The sequence below is a fragment of the Psychrobacillus psychrodurans genome (assembly GCF_050209195.1).
GTDB classification, from domain to species: Bacteria; Bacillota; Bacilli; order Bacillales_A; family Planococcaceae; genus Psychrobacillus; species Psychrobacillus psychrodurans.
Map to the genome: position 1 here is coordinate 530680 of NZ_CP189791.1, position 22106 is coordinate 552785.

Sequence of the window (22106 nt, forward strand, 5' to 3'; positions counted from 1 at the left end):
AAATGACGGGATCTTCTTTTAATTATCAGAATAAAAAGTTAAAATGTAAATATATTAACTGAAAGGGGAGTACATATGACATTTTCTATCGTTGGTTTCGATCCACATACAAAGGAATTAGGTGTAGCTGTTGCGTCTAAGTTTTTGTGTGTTGGAGCAGTCGTACCATTTGCCAAGGCAGGCGTAGGAGCAATAGCAACTCAGTCGTGGGCAAATTTAAATTATGGTATAGATGGCTTGGACATGCTACAAAGAGGTATGTCACCGGAAGAAGTTCTTAAAGAATTAGTTGTAAATGATGAAAAGTCAGGTGCTCGACAAGTTGGAATTGTAGATGCTGTCGGTCGCAGTGTTACATTTACGGGTGAAGACTGTTTCGAATGGGCAGGAGGACACTCTGGAGAAAACTTTGCGATTCAAGGAAATATCTTGGTTAATCAGGAAACAGTGGATGCAATGAAATCAGTTTTCTTACAACAGGATGGGCCACTTGAAGAACGATTATTGGCAGCGTTATATGCTGGAGATATTGCAGGGGGAGACAGCAGGGGGAAACAATCTGCAGCTTTGTTAGTAGTAAAAGAAAATGGAAGTTACGGTGAGTATACTGATCGTTACATCGACCTTAGAGTGGATGACCATACCGACCCAGTTAAAGAATTAGGAAGACTATTGAAACTTCATCAACTATATTTTTCAGGAACAGCTCCAGAGGATATTGTCTCTATTGATGGTGTGTTAGCGGATGAGATTCAAAACATGTTATATGAAAATGGCTTTTTAGATCGAGATCTTACAGAAAAAGATGATTTATTAGATGCTATCCAATCTTATCATCTCATTGAAAATTTTGATGAAAGAGTTCAAGAGAGAGGGTTTATCGATAAGAAGGTTGTAGAATTTATGCGTATTAATAAATAGAATGTTAATAAGGGGCGACTCCTACGGGAATAGTGTGACGCCTGAGACTACAGGCTCAGGCCACGCCCGTGGAAAGCGTCCCTGGAATGGAAATCAATTTTGTGCACAGCAAAAAAAACAGCATTTTTCTCAGAGAGAAAAATGCTGTTTTGGGGTTCTTCCCAGCCTCTTTTCTTCATTATTACTTAGTCTTTTTAAACTTCCACTTCTTTGATTTTTGATCGTAGTATGCGACTTCCTTTGTAACTTTTTTACCTTCTGTAGTGATGGTAAAGTAATCAGAAAAGCCTTTTGTTATAGTTTTTCTATTGTTATCAAAGAAAGCCATATCTTTTAGTTTTAAATTGTCTTTAATCTTGTGTTTGTTTTTTTCCTTTAATAATCCCGGTGGAATATGATAATCCAGATATAAGGTGAATTGTCCACTTACTGCAAGAACATCAAAGTTTTTAGCGGTTATCAAGAATGTTCCGTTGATAAGTTTGATAACCACATCTTTGTTTGCTGCATTAATCTTAGTAGTAGCAGCTTCTGTAAAACGAATATTCACATCTCCCGCATTATGCATTACTGAACCATCCACAGTAATTACCTTCTTAGAAGTGTCTACTTCACCTTCTGTAATAATGGCTTCGCCATCTTTAACAGACTGGACAGTTACACTAATAGATACAGAGTTACCGCCGTATGCTGCCTTGATACTAGTTAACCCAGCGGCTTTGGCAGTTATAACCCCTTTGTCTACAGAAATAACTTTACTATTAAAGCCACTATAAGTAGCTTCGGAAGTAACATCCTTTGTTGTTGTAGTACCATCCTGTTTGGTAGTTGTTTCAATAAGTTTGATGTTGGACTGCTTACCTTTTTCTAACTCAATGGATGTTTTATTTGCTTCAAGAGTTTTAGCATCTGGTTCGTTTAAATTTAGTTGAATAAGAATAGGATCATGGTCTGAAGCGCGACCGTGAATATCCATATAGTTAGCATTGATATGAATCATATCGACAATTGTTTTATTGGCTAAATTATTTGTTACCAAAATATGGTCGAGTACCTGGTTGTTCCCTTGATAGTAATAAGAGAAACGCTCCCCAGTTGGTACTTTTTCCACCATATTGGTTAATATGCCACCTTTTAGTGCAGCAAGAGTCGGAGTGAATTCAAAGTCATTCATATCCCCAGCAACGATTACATTTAAATCTGGATCCTTTTCTAGGCCAGCTTGGATGAAATTGTTAATCATCGAAGCTAGTTCAATTCTTTCTGCTTCCGAGCCAAGGAATGGGGGTTGGTTCTTACCGAATAAAGGTTGATCTCCACCTTTGGAATTTAAATGAGCCCCAATTACGACTACTTTTTCTCCCCGGAACTCAAATTGTGCGGCTAATGGCTTACGTGTATTCTCTTGTGGTAAGTCAAGAATTCTCCCAGGATTCAAGGTAAGATCTCCATTTTCATCCCAAGCAACTTTATCAGTCGAACTGCCTTTTGTTCCTTCTGTAAGCGATACACGATCAGGATTATAAAGGTAACCAACACGAATGTTTCCGCCTGGTTGTCCCCCATCTTGGTCATACTCGGGTGCAATGTCAGTCCAAGCGTAAGTTGGTCCACCAGCAGCCTCAATTGCTGCGATTAAACGTTCATAGCTTGCTGATGCATCTGTATTTCCAGATGCAGTAGGTCCATCATTATCTTGTACTTCTACAAGAGTGATAATATCGGGAGATTTCATATTTTCCACGAATGATTTTGCGATTTTCTCAACTTTTTCATCTGGCGTGTTATTTGTGTTTGTTGAGAAATTTTCAACATTATATGCTGCTACTGTTAATTTATCTTTTGAAGGTTCGATATCGGTTACTACAGTTGGTTTTTCAATACGAGTGATTGGAGGAAGATTATCCTCCTCTGTCCATAACTTGAAGTTACCAAAACCATATCCCATAACACCAACGATATCTCCTGTATAATAATCGCCAGATTTTGCATCATATGCTTCATTACCTGTTAATACTAATATTCTTTCAGGATTATAGTCATTAGCAGAAATATTTACGCCTCCAAGTACATTGAACTGTGTATTCGTTGAATTCCCTGAAATTACAGGTATTTCTCCATATTCTTGAGGTCCAATAACTTTTGCATTTGGTACAGCCAAACGCATTAATTCGATAGATTCCCAAAAATCTATTCCGTCTTCTAATGGATTGAATGTTGTTAAATCATCATTATCAATGATTTCCGTCGGTGGGAAAATATCTTCTCCAATTACTAAAGGTGCAGGTAATTCTGCTATTCCAGTTTTAGTAGCAGAAGTGGCACGTATTCTAGTAATGGGAAGATCATTTGCTTTCATATCTGAGTAACCCTCGTAATACCATTCTTCCACGGTTCCAGCTACTGTAACTAAATCTCCAATTGCAAAACCATTGGAAGCCTTGTTGACTATGATTGCTTCTGATGTTGTGTTGTCATCATCAGCATTAATATCTTGAATTACAAAGTTTGCTGAATTAAACAGATGAGTTACAACGCCAGTAATATTTTGAACTGTTGTACCATCGTAGTCAGAGAAGTGACCTTGTCCTTGAATATCTCGTATAGTTAGATTGTTTGTTTTTAATATATTGTACGTAAAAGTAAATACGTCCGAGGTAGTTTCACTTACAGCGATTGCTTTAATCGTTGTGTCAGCTAATAAGGTAATTGGTTCAGTATATAACGTGCTATCTGTAGTTGGGGTAGAGCCGTCTATTGAGTAATATATTGCTACACCTTCAATTGGTGACATTAATGAAATTTGTGTTCCCTCTGATACAGTACCAGGGAAAATATCTGTGTATACAGCTGGTTTATTTACTAAATCAAAGCTCTCTAGGCCAAGTGTTTTAACTTGGTAGGTCGTGTTGAAGATTGAAGAAATACCTGTAACTTGAACTATGTCACCTTCTTTATAACGCTGCGTGAATGTATCATAATCTAGACCATTACGATTGTCATTTCGAATTATAACGGACTCTCCGTTTTCATGTGTTGCAGTAAATTCGAATGTTCCATAGTCGTTTGTTTTAGTTAAATTAGTAATTTCAACATTTTTTAATAGAATTCGTTCACCCTGTGTTTCATCATTTACTCCAGCTGGTGTAATGATTTGCTGGGCAGGTAGTTCATTGCCAGAGGAGATTTTTGTTATTTTGCTAGGTTGAATCTGTAATTCACCGCTATATGGACTAACTTTACCTTCTAGTTCAACAACATCACCGGGATTAACATCAGCTGAAGAGGTAAACGCATAGATTCCAGCGGAAGTATCTTGAAGGTAAAAGGCTTTTCCACCCCAAAAGCCCGTCCCAGTTGTTACAGTTCCTGTAACTTTTATCAATTTGTTTGCATCCTCAACTGCTCGAGCAGCAGCAATGTTTTCCATGTTCTCTGCTTCAGGAATTTCGGGAGGTGTTTCACCATCAGAAATTATAGTATATGCGGTCGGACTTTTTAGACCGGGAACAGAGAAGTATGCCTCAAGTGAGCCTGTCACCGTTATTTCTGCTTTGAAATTTTGTGGGTTATCCTTTAAGTTTAGTGTAGTTCGAATTGTACCAGTTGGTAATTGTACCGGTAAAATATTGGATGGATTTGTCTCATTTGGTGAATCTGCTAGTCCAATATTTGTAGCTACTGTAAAAGGGGCTTCCTGATCATAGGAAGATCCCGAGTTAGCAGTTCCAACAATGTAACCCTGTACAGTTGCTGTACCCGTGTTGTTTGTAATTGCTTCTGACACGCTAATTGGTTCAGCAGCCTGAACATTAGTTTCAATTATAAATGGGACGAACATGGAAACTACTAATATGAAGGAAACAATAACCTTATTATAAGCATGGTTCCAAATACTCTCTTTTGACACTCTATCCACTCCTTATGAATTTTATATTTCGAATAGATTATAGCAAAAGAAAATGACAGGATTGTGTAAATGTTGTAAAAGTTTAAATATTCCGATAAAAATAGGTGGGAAGTAAGTGGTGAAAATTATTTGTTATGAAAATATATCTATTTTTAATTGAATCTAAAGATTCAGAAATAATATTTGTTTTATCCTACATTAGTAGTATGATAGATATATATACCGTATTTTTTAAGTAATCTTAAAATTTGGAGTGAAGCACAAAATGTTAACAGCATTTAAATCGAAAAAAGAAGATATTGAACAATTCAAACAAAAGATAGATGATTTAAACTCAAAGCTGGATAAAAAAGATAATGAGTTTCAAATTTTCTTGAATGATTTACATAAAGAATTAGTATCTACTATCGGTCAACATGACATTGTAAACAATCAACACGCTATTTTAGGGAAAATGGTTGGAGAAATCTTAAAAGAGTTTAAACGAGTTGAAGAAAGTACGATAAACTCAAATAAGATTTCAGAGGAAGCGCTGGTGAAAGGAGAGTCACTAATCGCTTCATCAGATCAGATGGTTACATTATCCGTAGATAGTAGGGAAGCTGTACACGCTGTAGAAAATCTTATCGATACCTTGGGGGATCAATCTAGAAAAACATCTGCAAGTATGAATCAATTAAGTGAACGGTCAAAACAGATTGAAGAAATTGTAAAAGTGATTAGCGATATTTCTAGTCAAACAAATTTACTTGCCTTAAATGCATCGATTGAAGCTGCGAGAGCGGGAGAGCATGGAAAAGGATTTTCGGTTGTTGCCGATGAAGTCCGGAAACTTGCTGAAAGCACGAAGGAGAGCACCGCAGACATTGCAGATCTAACTCAAAAAATTCAAGAACAAATTTCAAAAGCGTACGAAGACAATATAAACAACATGAACTTAGTAAGTGAAGGCATAAAAACTAGTTCTCAAACATCCGAGCAAATAAACTCCTTATTGAACATTATTACAAATGTTCAAGGAGAGGTAAATGAACTATTAAATTTCATTAAGCATCAAAAAGTTTCGAATGAAGATGTTATACACAAATTCCAAAAGACAACGGCATTGTTCGATGAAACTAATGATGTGCTGATGAATCATATCGATGAATCAGAAGTAGTTACTGAAAAGCTTTTAGAAGCTGTTGATAAAGTAAAAGGTTTTCAATCCAAATAAAAATACCAAGTATCAGCAGGCTGATACTTGGTATTTTTATTTTGTTAGCTGATTACTTAATAACTAATGTTGAGATTCATAGTATTTTACGCTATAACTATCTAAAGGTTTTTGTAGTTTTTCTTGTATAAAAAGTGCTGCTCTATTGAGTTCGACGGGATTTATGTTTGTTACAATACCCATATTTGTAAGCATGTAATTTAAGTCATCCGTTGCCAAATTACCAGATGCTCCTGGAGCGTATGGACATCCACCCAACCCACCTAAAGAGCTATCAAATTTAGAAATACCCATTTCTAATGAAGCTAATACATTTGCTAAAGCAGTTCCACGGGTATTATGAAAATGCATAGCGATGTTTTCGGGAGAATACCGTTTGAGAACTTTCTCTAATACTTGTTTTACTTGAGATGGGTTAGCTATTCCAATGGTATCACCTAATGATAATTCATTTATGCCCATTTCAAACAACGAATCTGCTAATCGAATTACCTGATCAATATCAATATGTCCTTCAAAAGGGCAACCAAAAACTGTTGAAATATACCCTCGAACTGTTTTTTTATTAGAGATACTTTCTTTAACGACCTCGGATAAAACAATTTCAGTTTCTGAAATTGTTTTATTAATATTATTCTTATTATGTGACTCACTCGCAGAGATGAAAACAGCTACCTCATCAATACTACTCTCCAATGCTCGGGATAATCCTTTTATATTTGGAATAAGGGCGGCATAAGTAATCTCTGGGTTTTTCTTTATATGTTTTGCTACATAATCTGCATCCGAAAGTGCGGGTATCCATGTAGGATTTACAAAAGAAGTTACTTCTATATAGTTTAATCCTGTATTTGATAAGTGGTCTATCCATTGAATTTTATCGTCTGTTTGAATAAATTTAGACTCATTTTGTAATCCATCACGTGGACCAACTTCTCTAATGTATACTTTTTCGGGAAAACTAGGTACGACCATATTAAAAACTCCTTTCTTAAATTCCAAATAGGGTCATCATAATCCAAGTTGAAGCGTAGAAAATCATAAATTGCACACCAGCCCCGATTCCAAGAATTCGATTTAAAAGACCACCAACTGCTGCTACTGTGAATGTAAGTACAACACCAACAAGTTGTGCTTCATGGTAAGCCAGTAGACAAGCAAGCCCGATGAACATCGCAACAATAGCTTCTTGACTTACAAGTTTCATTACGAGAACAGAAGCTTTTCTTGCATAGTTCATAGAGAAAGGGTAAGCGATCAATGAAGCTACAATAAGACCTATTGCTCCGTAAAGGAAAAACTCCCATGAAGTTAAATAGGTATGCAGATTATTAATAGGATCTACGGTGAAAACAGGTGGTGCATTAAATAATGGTGAACCAGGGCCTAGAGCGACAGGACTTAGTGGAATTCCAAACGCTATTAATGGAATGATTACCTCTGCAATATATGTTGACTCTGTTACACCGTTCATTACTGCTAAACTAGTTGTAGACTTCTTATAAGCACCTTTTGTACGGGAACCGACAATTTCACCCATAAGAGATGTCATACCTACAGGACTAAAAACAAAAGTAAGAGAAGATATAAATGTAGTAATAGAAGTGAATATTTGTTGTCGACCAGTTAAAATCTTCAAGGGATTCGGGAAGTATCCCTTCCATGATTTAGTTTCTGGTGCTAGATGATATTCTTTAGGCTTATCTCTTTCAATTGTCTTTTTAGCACTAGAGGAAGTGGCAAATAGAAGATCACAGAAAATCGGACCTATTGCAATTCCTAAGAAAAAACTGATTGATAAATGCTTATCTAATATACTAAAACTCATCAAATCTAAACTTTTAATAAAGAATGCAAATGGAATAATCATTAAAATACTCACCCATTTACCTTTAGAGAAAAAGGCGATTAAAATTGCAGCAAGTGTAAAAATTATTCCGGTTGATGACTTGAAAAAGTCAGCAAATTGTCCTAAGAATTGACCTAACAGAACAGCGGTTGGTAAGGCGATAAATGCGCCTATAATCCCACCAGAAATCATCTTTCTCAAGGCAATATGAGGCATACCCATTCTTCTTAAAGTAGTTGCATGATCTATTAATGGAACAGCAGTAGTATCCCCGGGAATACCCATTAATGCAGTTGGAACAGCATGTGTAAGATGTTTTGCTAGAACAGCTGCCATGAAAAATGAAAATACAGCAGCAGGAGGAGCACCTAATAGAATTACTAACAAAGTAAGAGGGACCATAATTGCAGTCTCATCAGTACCAGATATTAATCCTATTAAAGAAAAGACAATAGCACCAAGTAATGCAAATAAAATAGCTGTGACTAGTAAACTCATTTCTTTTGCTCCTCTCCAAGTGCCCGAAAACTATTTAAAACTCCTAGTTCTTCCAGTTCTTTCTTAGTAATAGGGTCATTCTCGATTAGTTCTAATTCTTCTTGAGGATCCAGTTGTAAATCTTCGAAAACTTGTCTCATGCTTTCAGACGAGGTTTCCTCTTCAACTAATATTCTTTTTGGTTTAAATAGAATGGAACAAAGAACTAAAGAGATAACACTTCCTAAAATTCCGATTAACAATGAGTATGAAGCAACCATACTTTCACTTGCGATAGCAGGAAGCAACCAAAGACCAATATTATACCCTCCTAAACTAATTCCTACGCTTAATAAAACCGCTAGAAGCAATTGATTGGGTAGGATGGTATCTCCAAGTATTTCTAAATACGTTTTTTTGTTCTCATTCAAACTAGTAGCTGATGATTTCTCGTTATTTACCATCCTATTCACCTCTTCGAATTGCTTTAGTTATTTCTAAGATACGGTCATACCTAAGGTCTTTCTCTTTGACTGCTTGTGCGACGATTCTATCTATATCTTCCTTTTTTGCTCCTGCCATTACTGCTAAGTTTCTGGCATGTAATGACATGTGGCCTCTTTGGATACCTTCAGCTGATAAGGCCCTTAAGGCAGCAGCATTCTGCGCCAATCCTGCCGCTGCTATACAACCTGCAAGCTCCTCAGCAGAATTTACTCCCATAATTTTAAGAGCCGCTTGTGCAACAGGATGTGTTTTCGTTGCTCCACCAACAATTCCAACAGCCATCGGTAGCTCAATAGAACCTGATAAATTACCATCTGCATTTATTTCCCATTTTGTTAAAGACTTATATTGACCAGATATAGATGCATAGGCATGTGCTCCTGCCTCTACAGCACGAGTATCGTTCCCAGTTGCTAAAACTACAGCAGAAATTCCATTCATTATACCCTTGTTGTGGGTAGTAGCTCGATAAGGATCATAATCGGCAAATTCGAAAGCGCTTACAATGTTATCGACAACCTCTTTGCCACCAAATGCATCTGTAGAAAAAGTAGCTCTTGCACGAACTAATCTACGGTCAGCTAAATTAGATATAATTTTTAATACAACTTTACCACCAGTAATTGTCTCGATAGTAGGGGAAACTGCTTCTGCCATCGTATTTACAGCATTTGCACCCATTGCATCTTTTGTATCAACAATTAGATGAATAACTAACATTATTTGAGAGTTTGTTGGAATGATATGAACCTCTAAATCCTTAGCTCCTCCGCCTAATGAAACTAATGTTGGATCTTTCTCATTACAATAAGCTAAAATTTCTTCTTTATGCTCAAAAATCTTAGCTTTTGCAGCATATGGATCTGCTACATTTAAAACTTGAATTTGTCCACGCATGATGGTTCCGCTTATTGATGTGAAAAAACCACCGTGTTCATAGCTTGCTTTTGCTGCATTACTAGCGGCTGCTACAACAGAAGGTTCTTCTGTTGCCATAGGAATAAACATATCTTTTCCGTTAATTTTAAAATTGGTTGCAATCCCTATTGGGATTCCAATCTGACCAATAACGTTTTCTATCATTGAATCTGCTAAATCCATCGAAAGTGGATACTCCCCAGATAAATACTTTAATTGATCATCTGTTAGGTTGCGTCCCTCAGTTACAATATCAAATCTTTCTTTAGGTGATAAACGATAAAATCCTGGAACTCTTGTATTTGACATAATATACACCCCTTATTTTTGTGTAATAGCATTCAACCTAGTTGAATGCTATTACACAAAAATACATTAATAATTATTACTTGTAAATACCAAATTTAAAATCTATTCAGAATATGAAATCTCTTTAAATATTAGCTTAATAATTATTAATGAAGATTAGTAATGGTAGGGAAGGAGAGAAATACTGTTGCTTCCTTCGATATGATACGAATTAAAGGGGATTATTTTGTATAAAAAAAGTCAACACTGTTGCTTCTTTGTTCTTATCTGCTGAAAGAAAAATATGTGGTATATTTCCTTCGAAATAGGCGCTATCACCTTGTTCTAAATAATGCAGCTCACCATCATAATAAAGATTGATAGATCCGTTAAGAATATAAATAAACTCGTCTTCCACATGAGTAAATGGTTCTACATACTCTGCTTCAGGTAGGACGGTTACTATAACTGGCTCTACTTTACTGAAACGGGGGCGATTGGCAAGTGCCTCGTAAGTATATCCAATCTCTTTATTTCCGATTTTTAATTTTTTTTCATTGCTTTTAACAATTGATAATTTATTTTGAAGATTGGATTCCAAAAACCATGACAAAGGAGTATCCAACTCATGTGCTATTTTTGATAGAGTCGCTACAGCGGGTGCAGCTTGACCATTTTCTATTTTTGAAATATGACTTTTTGTAAGGTTGCATCTTTCAGCTAGATCTTGTTGAGTAAAAGTCTTGCTTAACCTAGCTTCCTTAACTTTTTTACCGATATTATGTTGAAGATAAATTGGGCTCTCCTCCTAAAAGTATGCTTGCGATTAATAATCATATAATACATTAATTTTTCTCATTTGTAATTCTTTCAAAGCAAGTTCATATGAAAAAAGAAAACAACATAGGAAGATTCCCTTAGTAATATTTAAAAGGAGTCTCAACCCAAATTTTAAGATGGAAAAAAGGATTGGAAATCCGAATGTTACCTGAATTCACTCCTGTAGCTTATAAATTGTTTTACCCAAATTAATGGAGTCAATTTCATAATTACATGTTTTGTTTTAAAAAACTGACATTTAATTAATATCGAAATTTATTGTCCTTTTTTAAAAAAGTCGTTCCCGTTGGAGCAGCAGACGGCGACTCCAGCGGAAATCGGAGTTGTTAGTATTTCACTTTTTAATATGCTTTTATGAGTTGATTCAATGAGTTCAAAATTTGTTCGAAAGAATGAGAAAAAGACAGAACTATTATCTAAATTTAGTAAAAATTATAACTCTAGAAGTCGTTGAAAGCCTTTAGTTTAGAAATGAAGATAGCCTGTCTTAAGCACTCATTTATTCAATTTCCAAACGGCATAATTAAGACCCAATGCAAAAGCAACCCATCCAACATATGGAACCATTAGTGCTCCCGCTGTTTTATCTACTTGTTGAAATTCGTATGCCGTTAATGTAATGCATCCTAGCATAAGTGTAATTTCTACTAGCGCAGTTCCACGTAATCCCCATCGGAAAAATAAAAAGGACCATAAAAAATTCAAACCCAATTGTAGGTCATACAAGGGAACAGCAGCTGGAGAGTCCTTCTTTTTTTGATCTACACGGTATTTAGCAATTCCCATTGTCGTGTAGAGAGTGGTCCAAACGATAGGAAAGACAGCGCCAGGGGGTGAGAATGATGGCTGTTTTAGTTTTTTGTATTTCTCCTGCGCATTTTTATTAGCAATCCAACCAGTAATTGAGCCTCCAATCACTGGTATAAGAATACTAAGTGCTAATTTTTTTTTATTTATACGACCATTTACTTGTAGCAATTCCATTTTACAGCCTCCTTGTTCTATTTATTATTCCATTCCCTAAACCTTTCAAAATAATCTAGTTTTATCAAAATAGATTAATTAGAAAAATTTGAATATGGTATAATTGTCAAGTTAAATACATACACGGGGGCGTCTATGAGACTTAAAATATTGCATACAAATGACATACATAGTAATTTTGAAAACTACAAAAAAATAGTTACTTTGATTAACAAACAGAAAGATGAAGACACGATTATTTTAGACGGAGGGGATTTTGCTGATTTTAAAAGCATTGAGCTCCAAGGCACTAAAGGAATGGCTGCTATAGAGTTATTAGCGTCCGCTGGGTACGATGCAATAACTATTGGAAACAATGAAATGTTCAATGGAATTGACACACTAGAACTTATGGCAAGTAGCAGTCCGATTCCGTTTATTAGCAATAATTTATTAAAAAAAGATCGTTCATCTATTGATGGGGTAAAGCCGAGCGTTATTTTGGAAAAAAATGGGCTACGGATCCTTATTACAGGGTCTTCCCCTGATATGGGAGTATTTAATGATGGGCTAGGCATTCATATGACTGACTATTCAAAAGCTATACAAGAAGAGATCTATAAAAACAAAGGTAAGTATGATATTTGCATTTTGTTAAGTCATATTGGCACCTTTGCAGATGAATCTCTTGCTAAAGAGATTAAAGAGATTGACATTATTATTTCTGCACATGATCATAAGTTATTTGAGCAGGCAAAGATTATAGATCAAACAATTATGAATAGCGCAGGTAATTACGGGGAACATATAGGCATTATGGAGTTAGATATACTAGATGGTAAAGTACATCTTGTCCATTCAGAGACTATTTCTACAAAGGATATAAAAGAGAGTGAACAGATAGAATCTATTTTAAGATTTAGTAAAGAAAGAGCTATAGAAGTATTAAGTAAACCTTTGTATACAATAGAACATCCTTTGTGGCATGACGTTGTGGAAGAAAATCCAATTTCTAATTTAATAGCTGACGGGCTGAAGGATATGCTGGGAACAGAAATTGGCCTTATCAATAGTGGTATTTGTAATGCGGGAATATTTCATGAAATGACACAAAAAAAGCTAATCGAGATATGTCCATCTCCATTAAATCCAACTTCTTTTGAGATGCAAGGGAAGTATTTAAAGGAAGCATTGGAGCAGTCATTAGATGCACAAATATGCTTAGCAGATGGGAGAGGTCCGGGATTTAGAGGGAGATTTGTAGGGAGCCTTCATGCTTCGGGACTTCAAATAGAACATGACGGGAAAAAGATTCATGCAATATATGTGAATGGGGATTTGTTAGAAGAGGAAAGATGGTACATGGTAGGCAGCTCAGACTATCTACAAAGAGGGTCAGGTTATCCAAGTCTCATGAACAATCGTAATGAAAAATACTTAGCAGAAGAGATTAAGGATGTTCTTCGATTATATGGAGAAAAACAAGACTTTTGTGAGGGATCTTTCCTTCATAGGTGGAAAGAGGTTTCTAAAGTAAGGGGGTAGTAAAAGTGGAACCTAAAAAGATTAGACAGCGTGGTATAAAGATTGGTAGATTACCTGTTGGTAAAAAAAACTGCATAACAGATGTAGCAGGTGTGAAAGTAGGACATATTACATTAGATAGCTCACTTGGGGGAGAAGATTATGCTTGTACCGGAGTGACCGCTATTTTACCGCATGGAGGTAATTTATTTCAACAGAAAGTAGTTGGGGCAAGTTACATTTTAAACGGTTTTGGTAAAACAACCGGCCTTGTACAAGTGAATGAGCTAGGGCTAATTGAATCACCCATTATGCTAACGAATACATTTGGCATTCCAGCAGTTACTCAAGGGACACTGGAGTACATGCTAGAAAACAATCCTGAAATAGGGGATTCTACGGGGACTCTTAATATAGTGGTAGGAGAATGCAATGACAGCCGGTTAAATTCTATTCGTAAGCTCCCTGTTGAGCCAAAACATGCGATTGAGTGTATTCAAAGTGCTTCGGCTGATGTTTCACCAGAGGGGGCAGTTGGTGCAGGTAAAGGTATGATTTGCTTTGGATATAAAGGTGGTATCGGTTCTTCATCACGTATTATTGAAGATAGTGATTCGGTATATACTATCGGTTGTATGGTGCTGAGTAATTTCGGAAGAAAAGAAGAATTTCAGTCTACTCAATATCAAGTAAATCAAATGAGAGATGTACCTAATTTTCCTAAGCTAGCAGACGGGTCCATCATGATTGTATTGGCAACAGATGCTCCCTTAAGTAATAGACAGCTTACACGACTTGCTAAACGATGCGGGATAGGCCTAGGTAGAACAGGTAGTCATTTTAGTAATGGAAGTGGCGATATAGTTATCGCATTTTCCACTGCTCATCAAATACAGCATAATTCACAAGAAAGTGTGGAGGTAAGGCGGCAATTACGAGATGACCACTCAATTATGAATGATTTATTCCAAGGAGTGGCAGAGGTAACAGAAGAGGCTATTTTAAATTCTTTGTCACAGGCTGTAACTACAACAGGGCGAAATGGAACGGTAGTTCATGCATATCCTTTTGAATAAAATGAAGGCTGATCTCTCCATGGAGATCAGCCTTATTTTGAATAAAGATATCAATCTGGAATTCATTATTGTGTTATGAATTTTAAATAACAACATTATATTATAAGGGAGGTGTTTAGATGAATCTTGTTGCTTGGACAATAGTTGTCTGTGAAATTGGATTTTGGGTTGTTATCTTACTAGGCCTTTTAATCCGCTATATGTTTAAACGTGAAAAACTAGGCTTATTCTTTCTGGCACTGACGCCTGTTATCGATCTTGTTCTTCTCATCGTTACAGCTGTAGATTTATATAACGGTGCAATAGCCAATCGATTTCATGCACTTTCAGCGATTTACCTTGGAGTATCGATTGCATTTGGTAAAAGTATGATTCGATGGACGGACGAACGGTTTCTTTATTATGTGAAAAAACAAGGCACGAGACCCATCCGTAAAACTGGTATGGATTATGCCTATCACTCTATGAAAGGATCTATTTTGCATTTTCTTGCTTATGCTATTGGTGCAGTAATTATTGTTGCGATGATCTATTTCATAGATGACACTACAAGAACAAAAGTATTATCCGGCACATTGGAACTCTGGTTATTCATCCTCGGAATTGATTTTGCTATTTCAATTTCTTATTTCATCTGGCAACGGCCAAAGAAAGAGAAGTGAGCATACTGTTGTTATTAAAACTCCAATTTAATTTTACCTTCAACAAATGCTAAGTAGGCATCTAATTTTTGACCGTTTTCGGCTTCAAATCCTTTGATAATATTTGTTTTACCCTTTGTACAAAGCATTTTTATTTGGCTAGGGGTTATTTTTTTCTTTAAAAAGAATCCATTAAATGTCTGAGTACAACCATTTTTATATTCTGTGCAACCATAGAAACTTTTATGTGCTATGATAGACCCTTTTTGACATTTTGGACATATTACAATTGGGTCTCTCTTAAATTTGGAATCATATTTTGATGCACGAGGCGCTAGCTTTATATCAATTTGTTTTGTTTTTAATTGATTTGGTACTTCTTGCATTAAACTATGGATAAACTTAGCAATACTTCCCAAAAAGCGATCCATTGAACCTTCTCCATTACCGATTTTTCGTAAATAGGTCTCCCATTTAGCTGTCATCGATGGACTAGCGAGAAGATTACCGTCAATTGCCTGACAGAGGACTCGTCCTTTATCTGTTATGGAAACAATATTTTTCGTAACACTTATATAACCGTGACGTTTAATAGTTTCGATAATTCCGCTTCGGGTTGCTTCGGTTCCAAGACCCTCCACTTCTTTTAAAATCTCCGTTTCTAGTTTGTCTTCCACAAGCTTTCCACAGGTTTTCATCATGGCAATGAGTTGGCCTTCTGTATATGGCTTCGGAGGCATTGTTTTACCTTCTTTAATACCAATATCGCTCTCGACCTTTTCCTGTTCCTGTAAAGGAGGAAGAGGTTGTTCATCTCTATCGCTAGTGGAGCGGACAAACAAAGCCTTCCAGCCTTGATCTCGTTCCGTTTTTCCAGTAGTAAAAAAGGCTAGTCCATTCACATCTGTTATAACCTTCGTCTCGGTATATAAGTAGTCAGTATGGAACATCGCTAAAGTAGTACGAATGATTTCTTCATAAAGATTTCTCTCAAGATTCGAGAGTCCACCCAATTTAGCAGGGGTTGGAAGCTTCTTCGTTGGTATTATAGCATAATGTTCCTGTACCTTTGAGCTATCGACATACCGTTTTTTAGGGGCGAATGAAGCAACTTCAAAAGTGTGACCAATAATCTGTTGATAGGATGAAACTTGAGATGCTATATAGGAAAACTCATTTGGTGTAATATGTCTTGCATCAGTTCTCGGATATGAAACTAGTTTTTTTTCATATAGTCCCTGCATTGTTTTTAGCACATCTGCTGGACTCGTTTTCCATAAACGATTGGCAGTTGCTTGTAATGTCGATAAAGAATGGAGCTGAGGAGGCGGTGTTCGTTTATCGATTTTTTCTATAGAAGTAATGACACCAGGAGAGTTCGGCTGAATAAGATGCCCGGAAAGGAGCTCTTGAATCTTTTCTCTTTTGGATTCCTTTGCTTTTGCTTTTCCTTTGTATTTCCCTTGTTCCGCTTGAAAGGTAGCTTCTATCTCATAAAAGGGTTCTGAAACAAATTGTTCAATTTCTAGATGACGTTGATAAATCAAAAATATAGTTGGTGATTGTACCCGTCCTATAGGAAATACTTCCTTAATACCTTGTCCTTGCAACAAAAGAGAATATAATCTGGAACCATTCATACCTACGAGCCAATCACTAATTTGCCGAGCCTTGGCTTCGTCGTATAATAAAAGATCCTTGCGATTATCCTGTAAATTACTGAAACCTTTCAGAACCTCATCAACCTCTAAAGAATTAATCCATAAACGTTTAATCGTTTGACCGCGGGCTCCGCTTTGATTGTATATACTATAAAAGATATTCGATCCTTCGCGGTCCACATCACATCCGTTAATAACAGTATCAGTAGACTTGAGTAATTTTTTTACAACAGAAAACTGTTTAAATTTCCCTTTAGCAATCTGAAATTCGTACTTCTCTGGCAAAATGGGTAAACTAGTTAAAGACCATTTATTCCATTTTGGATCGTATGCTTTGGGCTCTTTTAATTCAACTAGGTGCCCAATTCCCCATGTAATATAGGCACCCTCTGGAAAAATAGAACAAGGGTGGATCTCTAAATAGCCTTCGTGACGTTTTACTTTAAAAGCATCTGCATATGCTTTTGCTTGACTAGGTTTTTCGGCTAGGATGACCGGTTTCATGAGGACACCTCTTTTCGGATATAATAGAAACATTCGATCTTTTATTATCGCATAAATTAAGAAGGTTTTCTAATGGAATTGAAGTCCTTATTTCTATGACCATCAAAGAAAGATTACTCAAATGAACTTTGTGGTGTTGAACAGGCTCGACTATTGAATTGATACATATCTTTTAAATATAGTAAAAACTATACTAGGTCAATACATTGTATTTCCCACAAGCTAGAGAAGCGGAATTATTAGTTTCTTCTCATTTTGAAATGCACATAAATCCAGATTTTAAATCTGTTTATGTGCATTTTTGTATTTTCATGCAACAATATGTTACTTGATGCATTTTTAGCGTTTGGATACCGATAGATATAGATGTACTAGAATAGGCTTCCATCTTTTACTATATTTCATTTCATGAATTCGTTATGATAATTAGATAGGATTAGGAACATAAAAAGAGGGTGCATAACAATGTCAAAGCATATTCTACTTGTTGAAGATGATGTATCAATTAGCGAAATGGTAGAGAAATATTTAATCACCGAAGGCTTTAGCGTTACGTCTGCTTCAAATGGAGTCGAAGCACTGAATAAGTGTATGAGTACTTCATTTGATTTAATGATATTAGATATTATGATGCCAAAGCTGGATGGTTTAGAAGTATTAAAATTAATTAGAGAGAAAAGTGCACTGCCGATTTTAATTATGTCAGCAAAAGATAGTGATGTGGATAAAGCAATAGGACTGGGATTAGGAGCAGATGATTATATTGCTAAGCCGTTTTCAATGTTGGAACTGTCAGCACGAGTGAAATCAGCAATTAGGAGAGCAACAATTTACTCGAATAATTCAGATTCCAACCAAGATATGTTGATAATCGGTGATCTTACGATTGACCTTATGAACTTTTCTGTCATGAAAAACCAGCAAACTATAAAGCTTACTTCAAAGGAGTTCGCCATTTTGAAATTGTTTGCTACAAATCGTCAGCGTGTCTTTACGAAACAGCAAATCTATCAAATGATTTGGAACGATGAATATTATGGTGACGAAAATATACTAAATGTACATATAAGACGTCTTCGTGAAAAAATTGAAGACGATCCATCCAATCCACATTATATTAAAACACTTTGGGGTATTGGCTATAAGTTTGAGGGGGATTAAAATGGTACTATTTCTTTCTATTATTATATTGCTATTACTCATCGTTATTTCTTTCCAGTACCGTGAAAAAAAAGAGCACAATGCTTCCATTTATTATACTTCTCAAAAATTACAATCCATCATCGCTGAGCAATCGGGAGAAAAAATTTTAAATATGACTACCAATAAGGAATTACAGCTATTATTCAATGAGATTAATAGGTTATTGGACCATAATCAAAAAATTATTGCTACCCATCGTAAAATAGAAAACTCGACTAAGAAAATGTTGGCAAATATTTCTCATGATATAAAAACACCATTGACTGTTGTTTTGGGGTATACGGAAATGCTTCAACTTAACACTGCAATCAGTGAACAAGAACAGCAACGTTTGCTCTCAGGTGTTCATTCAAAATCACTTGAAGTCCTTCAACTAATTCATCAATTCTTTGATTTGGCAAAAATAGAAGCAGGCGATTCGAATTATCCCATTACAAGGATAAATGTGAATGAAATCTGTCGGAAAAATATTTTATCTTTCTACGATATCGTAACGACAATGGGAATTGACATGCAAATCGACATCCCGGAATCAACAGTTTTTGCCCTTGGAAACGAAGAAGCACTGGACAGAATTATGAACAATTTACTATCTAACGCCATTACTTACGGTGCCGAGGGAAAGGTAATAGGCTTAGCTATCGGATATGATGATAAGACTATTTCTATTGATATTTGGGACCGGGGGAAAGGCATTGATGAACATCATAGAGATCATGTCTTTGAAAGAATGTACACCCTCGAAGATTCTAGGAATAAGTCGTTTCAAGGCAGTGGTCTTGGGCTGACAATTACAAAGCGACTAGTTGAAGTGTTAGGAGGTTCTATTCATTTATCAAGTATCCCCTATGAAAAGACCGTCTTTAGCGTGTCCTTAAAAAGGATAACCTATATGGAATAAACCTCTAACTTTCATATATGAAACAATTTCGTAAAAGTATATTCAATAGTGAAATTCGAACAAAGCTGATTTCAGTCCTAGTCGGGCATGGCTCCAATCTCCTCGTCACTACGAAAACATATGCTCCTGCGGTTACTCGTCGCAAAGACATTAGTCAAACAAAGGATTCGATTTTAAAAAGCGAATAATAAGAAGAATATTTTGTAAATATTATTCTTTCAGCTTGACGACAAAAGTGTTTTTATAAACTGCTATGAGTAATAATAAATATCTTTAAGGAGTTGTTTATAAGGCAAGGACCACCACGAAGACTCCTGTGGGAACAGCTTGAGGAGAAGACCCCGCAGGAACGCAGTGACGAGGAGGCTGAAGCCAAGCCCACGGAAAGCGAAGTGGTGGTCCTTGCCGATTTTAGTATACAACTCTATGCACCAAAAATTGAGTTTGTCTACAGTCTGTAAGAAGATATTTTGTAAATATTCTTCTTTTTTCGATTAACTGTGAGACTTACATAGGTATATACATACATATTTTTTACGTAAGAAATTCTTAAGAAACAGGTAAGAAAAAAGAGAACTTCATTTCTTATACTAAGGTAAGTAGCAAATGAGGGAGGAAATTCATATGACATATCTAATCCGAACAAATCGGCTCACAAAAGTATATGGGGGAAAAGAAGTTGTTTCCGAAGTGAGTATGCATGTAAAAAAAGGTGAAATTTATGGTTTTTTAGGTTCCAATGGTGCAGGGAAAACAACAATCATGAAATTGATTACAAATCTAATAAAACCAACTAATGGCTACATCGAAATTTTTGGAGAGACATTAACGCATAGATCTTATGAAGTATTAAAAAGAATGGGCACAATTATTGAATATCCTATTTTCCATGAAAATTTAACTGCTAAAGAAATATTGGATCTCCATTGTGAATACATGGGCTATTACGACAAAAAGGAAATCGACCAAGTACTTGATTTAGTTAATTTGTCAAATACGGAGGGGAAGCCTGTAGAAGATTTCTCACTCGGGATGAAACAACGATTGGGCATTGCACGTGCAATTATTACTAAACCCGAATTACTTATTCTAGACGAGCCCATTAATGGGTTAGATCCGAGTGGTATTAAGGAAATTCGTGATTTATTGAAAATGTTATGCAAAGAATATGGCATTACCATTCTTATTTCTAGCCATATTTTAGGTGAAATGGAGCAAATTGCAGATACAATTGGTGTTATTCATAACGGCAGATTAATTAGTGAGCTTGCAATGTCTGATGTAAAACTTAGTCAAATAGATTACATCGAAATGATTGTCGACGATGGAAAAAAAGCAGCTTTTATTTTAGAGGACAAATTAGCCATCGTCAATTACAAACTAGTAGAGGATCATTGTATCCGTATCTATGAATCGAAAATCACACAGAACACTATTTCAAAGGCGTTGATTGAGCAAAACGTGGAGATAAAGGAAATTAGCATGAAAAAAAATTCGTTAGAGGATTACTTCTTAAAGTTAATTAACGGAGGTGAGATGAGTGCCTAATTTAATGCGTTTAGAAATGAAAAAGTATAAATTATTTTCATATATAAAGGGAGCAATAATTGCAAATATCATTATAGCAGGATTGTTGGTAGCCATGCTGTTCATCGCGAAGGTGGAAGGTGACCTATTTTTAACCAATTATGCAGAAGCCATAGCCATAATTGATACGATTGTAAGGGCAACCTTTATTATTTTTGCTGCAAGCTTAATTTCTAAGCTCATTATTGGTGAATTTAAGAATAAAACAATTACCACATTATTTTTATATCCTATTAATAGAAAAAAACTAATTACGGCAAAGCTTGCAATCGTAATCCTTTTCACATTCTGCTCCATTATCCTTTCTAATGTATTCTTAACAATAGTGTTCTCTTCTGTCACAAACTATTTTGATCTGATACCTGGCACATTATCAATCACTATGGTTACACAGCATACGCCTTCCATGCTGATGAACGCGATTGCAGCATCAGGAATGAGCCTCATTCCATTATATTTCGGAATGAAAAAGTACTCTGCATCAACTACAATTATTTCTTCCATTCTCATTGTCATGATCGTTTCTTCGAATAGCGGCAATTTTTCATTAAACGATATTATTATAATTCCAATATCACTAGCCATAATTGGCATTAGTATCGCTTACTTTGCAATCCGTAATATTGAAAAGACAGATTTAAAATGTTAATAATTTAGTTGAAGAGAGCTGCATTATTGCGGCTCTTATTTATTGATAAAGATCTTTATCAATAAAAGTAATTTGATTATCCAGTTAATGTATCCTTTCCTCCTGTAAATGCGTGAGATAGTGCATCTGTTGTTTAACTAAGAACAATGATTAATCGGGTTTCTATTCAATTAGTATTACGGAATGGTGCTATTACCAGTAGATAACTATTGATGGGTAAAAGGAGAGGTTTTTAAGGAGACGATGTAAATGTTAATTACACTTATTTTCTCAGTTGGTATACTGATTCTTTTAAAAAGTAAATTGGAATGGTTTTTCGATGCACTTACGACTATTGCGATAGTTGCTTGGATATTTCAATCGGTCAATTGGAGTTGGGTCGAGGACTATCTCCATATTCTTTTATTAGCACTTCTCATTATAGCTTTGCTGTTCAAAGTACGTACTTCACCTTTTAGAATAAAATATATA

At 35.7% G+C, this 22106-nt stretch carries 17 protein-coding genes; 9 read left to right on the forward strand and 8 right to left on the reverse strand.

The features are described 5' to 3' along the window. Window positions 1-75 precede the first annotated feature (75 nt). Window positions 76-921, forward strand: coding sequence for a DUF1028 domain-containing protein (locus ACQCPR_RS02640; protein ID WP_090564779.1), 846 nt, complete (start codon window positions 76-78; stop codon window positions 919-921). Between the two features lie 181 nt (window positions 922-1102). On the opposite strand, the gene ACQCPR_RS02645 is transcribed toward ACQCPR_RS02640, so the two are convergent. Then, window positions 1103-4831, reverse strand: coding sequence for a DUF6359 domain-containing protein (locus ACQCPR_RS02645; protein WP_427138086.1), 3729 nt, complete (start codon window positions 4829-4831; stop codon window positions 1103-1105). Between the two features lie 265 nt (window positions 4832-5096). Here ACQCPR_RS02645 and ACQCPR_RS02650 point away from each other — a divergent pair, with 265 nt between their 5' ends. Continuing rightward, on the forward strand, window positions 5097-6047 hold the full coding sequence (locus ACQCPR_RS02650; protein ID WP_427138087.1) for a methyl-accepting chemotaxis protein: 951 nt from the start codon (window positions 5097-5099) through the stop codon (window positions 6045-6047). Window positions 6048-6110: 63 nt separating this feature from the next. Here the strand turns inward: ACQCPR_RS02650 and ACQCPR_RS02655 are convergent, their stop codons facing one another. The 6 genes from ACQCPR_RS02655 to ACQCPR_RS02680 form a co-directional block, all read right to left on the reverse strand. After that, window positions 6111-7022 carry a hydroxymethylglutaryl-CoA lyase gene (locus ACQCPR_RS02655; RefSeq protein ID WP_427138088.1) on the reverse strand — a complete coding sequence of 304 codons (912 nt, stop codon included), beginning with the start codon at window positions 7020-7022 and terminating at the stop codon, window positions 6111-6113. 16 nt (window positions 7023-7038) lie between these two features. Continuing rightward, window positions 7039-8394 carry a tripartite tricarboxylate transporter permease gene (locus ACQCPR_RS02660; RefSeq protein WP_427138089.1) on the reverse strand — a complete coding sequence of 452 codons (1356 nt, stop codon included), beginning with the start codon at window positions 8392-8394 and terminating at the stop codon, window positions 7039-7041. Beyond that, a complete protein-coding gene (locus tag ACQCPR_RS02665; RefSeq protein ID WP_090564771.1) occupies window positions 8391-8837 on the reverse strand; it encodes a hypothetical protein in 447 nt (148 codons plus the stop codon). The genes ACQCPR_RS02660 and ACQCPR_RS02665 overlap by 4 nt, the downstream gene beginning before the upstream one ends. Window position 8838: 1 nt before the next feature. Continuing rightward, window positions 8839-10107, reverse strand: a complete 1269-nt coding sequence (locus ACQCPR_RS02670; RefSeq protein ID WP_090564769.1) for a hydroxymethylglutaryl-CoA reductase, degradative — start codon at window positions 10105-10107, stop codon at window positions 8839-8841. A 211-nt stretch (window positions 10108-10318) separates the two neighbouring features. Beyond that, window positions 10319-10882 carry a helix-turn-helix domain-containing protein gene (locus ACQCPR_RS02675; protein ID WP_090564767.1) on the reverse strand — a complete coding sequence of 188 codons (564 nt, stop codon included), beginning with the start codon at window positions 10880-10882 and terminating at the stop codon, window positions 10319-10321. Between the two features lie 539 nt (window positions 10883-11421). Further along, window positions 11422-11910 carry a TspO/MBR family protein gene (locus tag ACQCPR_RS02680; RefSeq protein WP_427138090.1) on the reverse strand — a complete coding sequence of 163 codons (489 nt, stop codon included), beginning with the start codon at window positions 11908-11910 and terminating at the stop codon, window positions 11422-11424. 135 nt (window positions 11911-12045) lie between these two features. Between ACQCPR_RS02680 and ACQCPR_RS02685 the strand changes: the two genes are divergently transcribed. From ACQCPR_RS02685 to ACQCPR_RS02695, 3 genes are all read left to right on the forward strand, one after another. Continuing rightward, window positions 12046-13434, forward strand: coding sequence for a bifunctional metallophosphatase/5'-nucleotidase (locus ACQCPR_RS02685; protein WP_427138091.1), 1389 nt, complete (start codon window positions 12046-12048; stop codon window positions 13432-13434). Window positions 13435-13439: 5 nt separating this feature from the next. Further along, window positions 13440-14489 carry a P1 family peptidase gene (locus ACQCPR_RS02690; protein WP_090564762.1) on the forward strand — a complete coding sequence of 350 codons (1050 nt, stop codon included), beginning with the start codon at window positions 13440-13442 and terminating at the stop codon, window positions 14487-14489. 119 nt (window positions 14490-14608) lie between these two features. Then, window positions 14609-15151 (forward strand): hypothetical protein, encoded by a 543-nt coding sequence (locus ACQCPR_RS02695; RefSeq protein ID WP_427138092.1) that lies wholly within the window; start codon window positions 14609-14611, stop codon window positions 15149-15151. A gap of 14 nt (window positions 15152-15165) precedes the next feature. Here the strand turns inward: ACQCPR_RS02695 and topB are convergent, their stop codons facing one another. Beyond that, on the reverse strand, window positions 15166-17295 hold the full coding sequence (topB, locus tag ACQCPR_RS02700; RefSeq protein ID WP_427138093.1) for a DNA topoisomerase III: 2130 nt from the start codon (window positions 17293-17295) through the stop codon (window positions 15166-15168). 465 nt (window positions 17296-17760) lie between these two features. On the opposite strand from topB, the gene ACQCPR_RS02705 reads away from it, so the two are divergent. The 4 genes from ACQCPR_RS02705 (at window position 17761) to ACQCPR_RS02720 (ending at window position 21635) form a co-directional block, all read left to right on the forward strand. Further along, on the forward strand, window positions 17761-18456 hold the full coding sequence (locus tag ACQCPR_RS02705; protein ID WP_427138094.1) for a response regulator transcription factor: 696 nt from the start codon (window positions 17761-17763) through the stop codon (window positions 18454-18456). Between the two features lies 1 nt (window position 18457). Next, window positions 18458-19399 (forward strand): sensor histidine kinase, encoded by a 942-nt coding sequence (locus ACQCPR_RS02710; protein ID WP_427138095.1) that lies wholly within the window; start codon window positions 18458-18460, stop codon window positions 19397-19399. Window positions 19400-20023: 624 nt separating this feature from the next. Continuing rightward, complete coding sequence (locus tag ACQCPR_RS02715) at window positions 20024-20947, forward strand: ABC transporter ATP-binding protein (protein ID WP_427138096.1); 924 nt, start codon at window positions 20024-20026, stop codon at window positions 20945-20947. After that, on the forward strand, window positions 20940-21635 hold the full coding sequence (locus ACQCPR_RS02720; protein ID WP_427138097.1) for an ABC transporter permease: 696 nt from the start codon (window positions 20940-20942) through the stop codon (window positions 21633-21635). The genes ACQCPR_RS02715 and ACQCPR_RS02720 overlap by 8 nt, the downstream gene beginning before the upstream one ends. The last annotated feature ends 471 nt before the right edge of the window (window positions 21636-22106 follow it).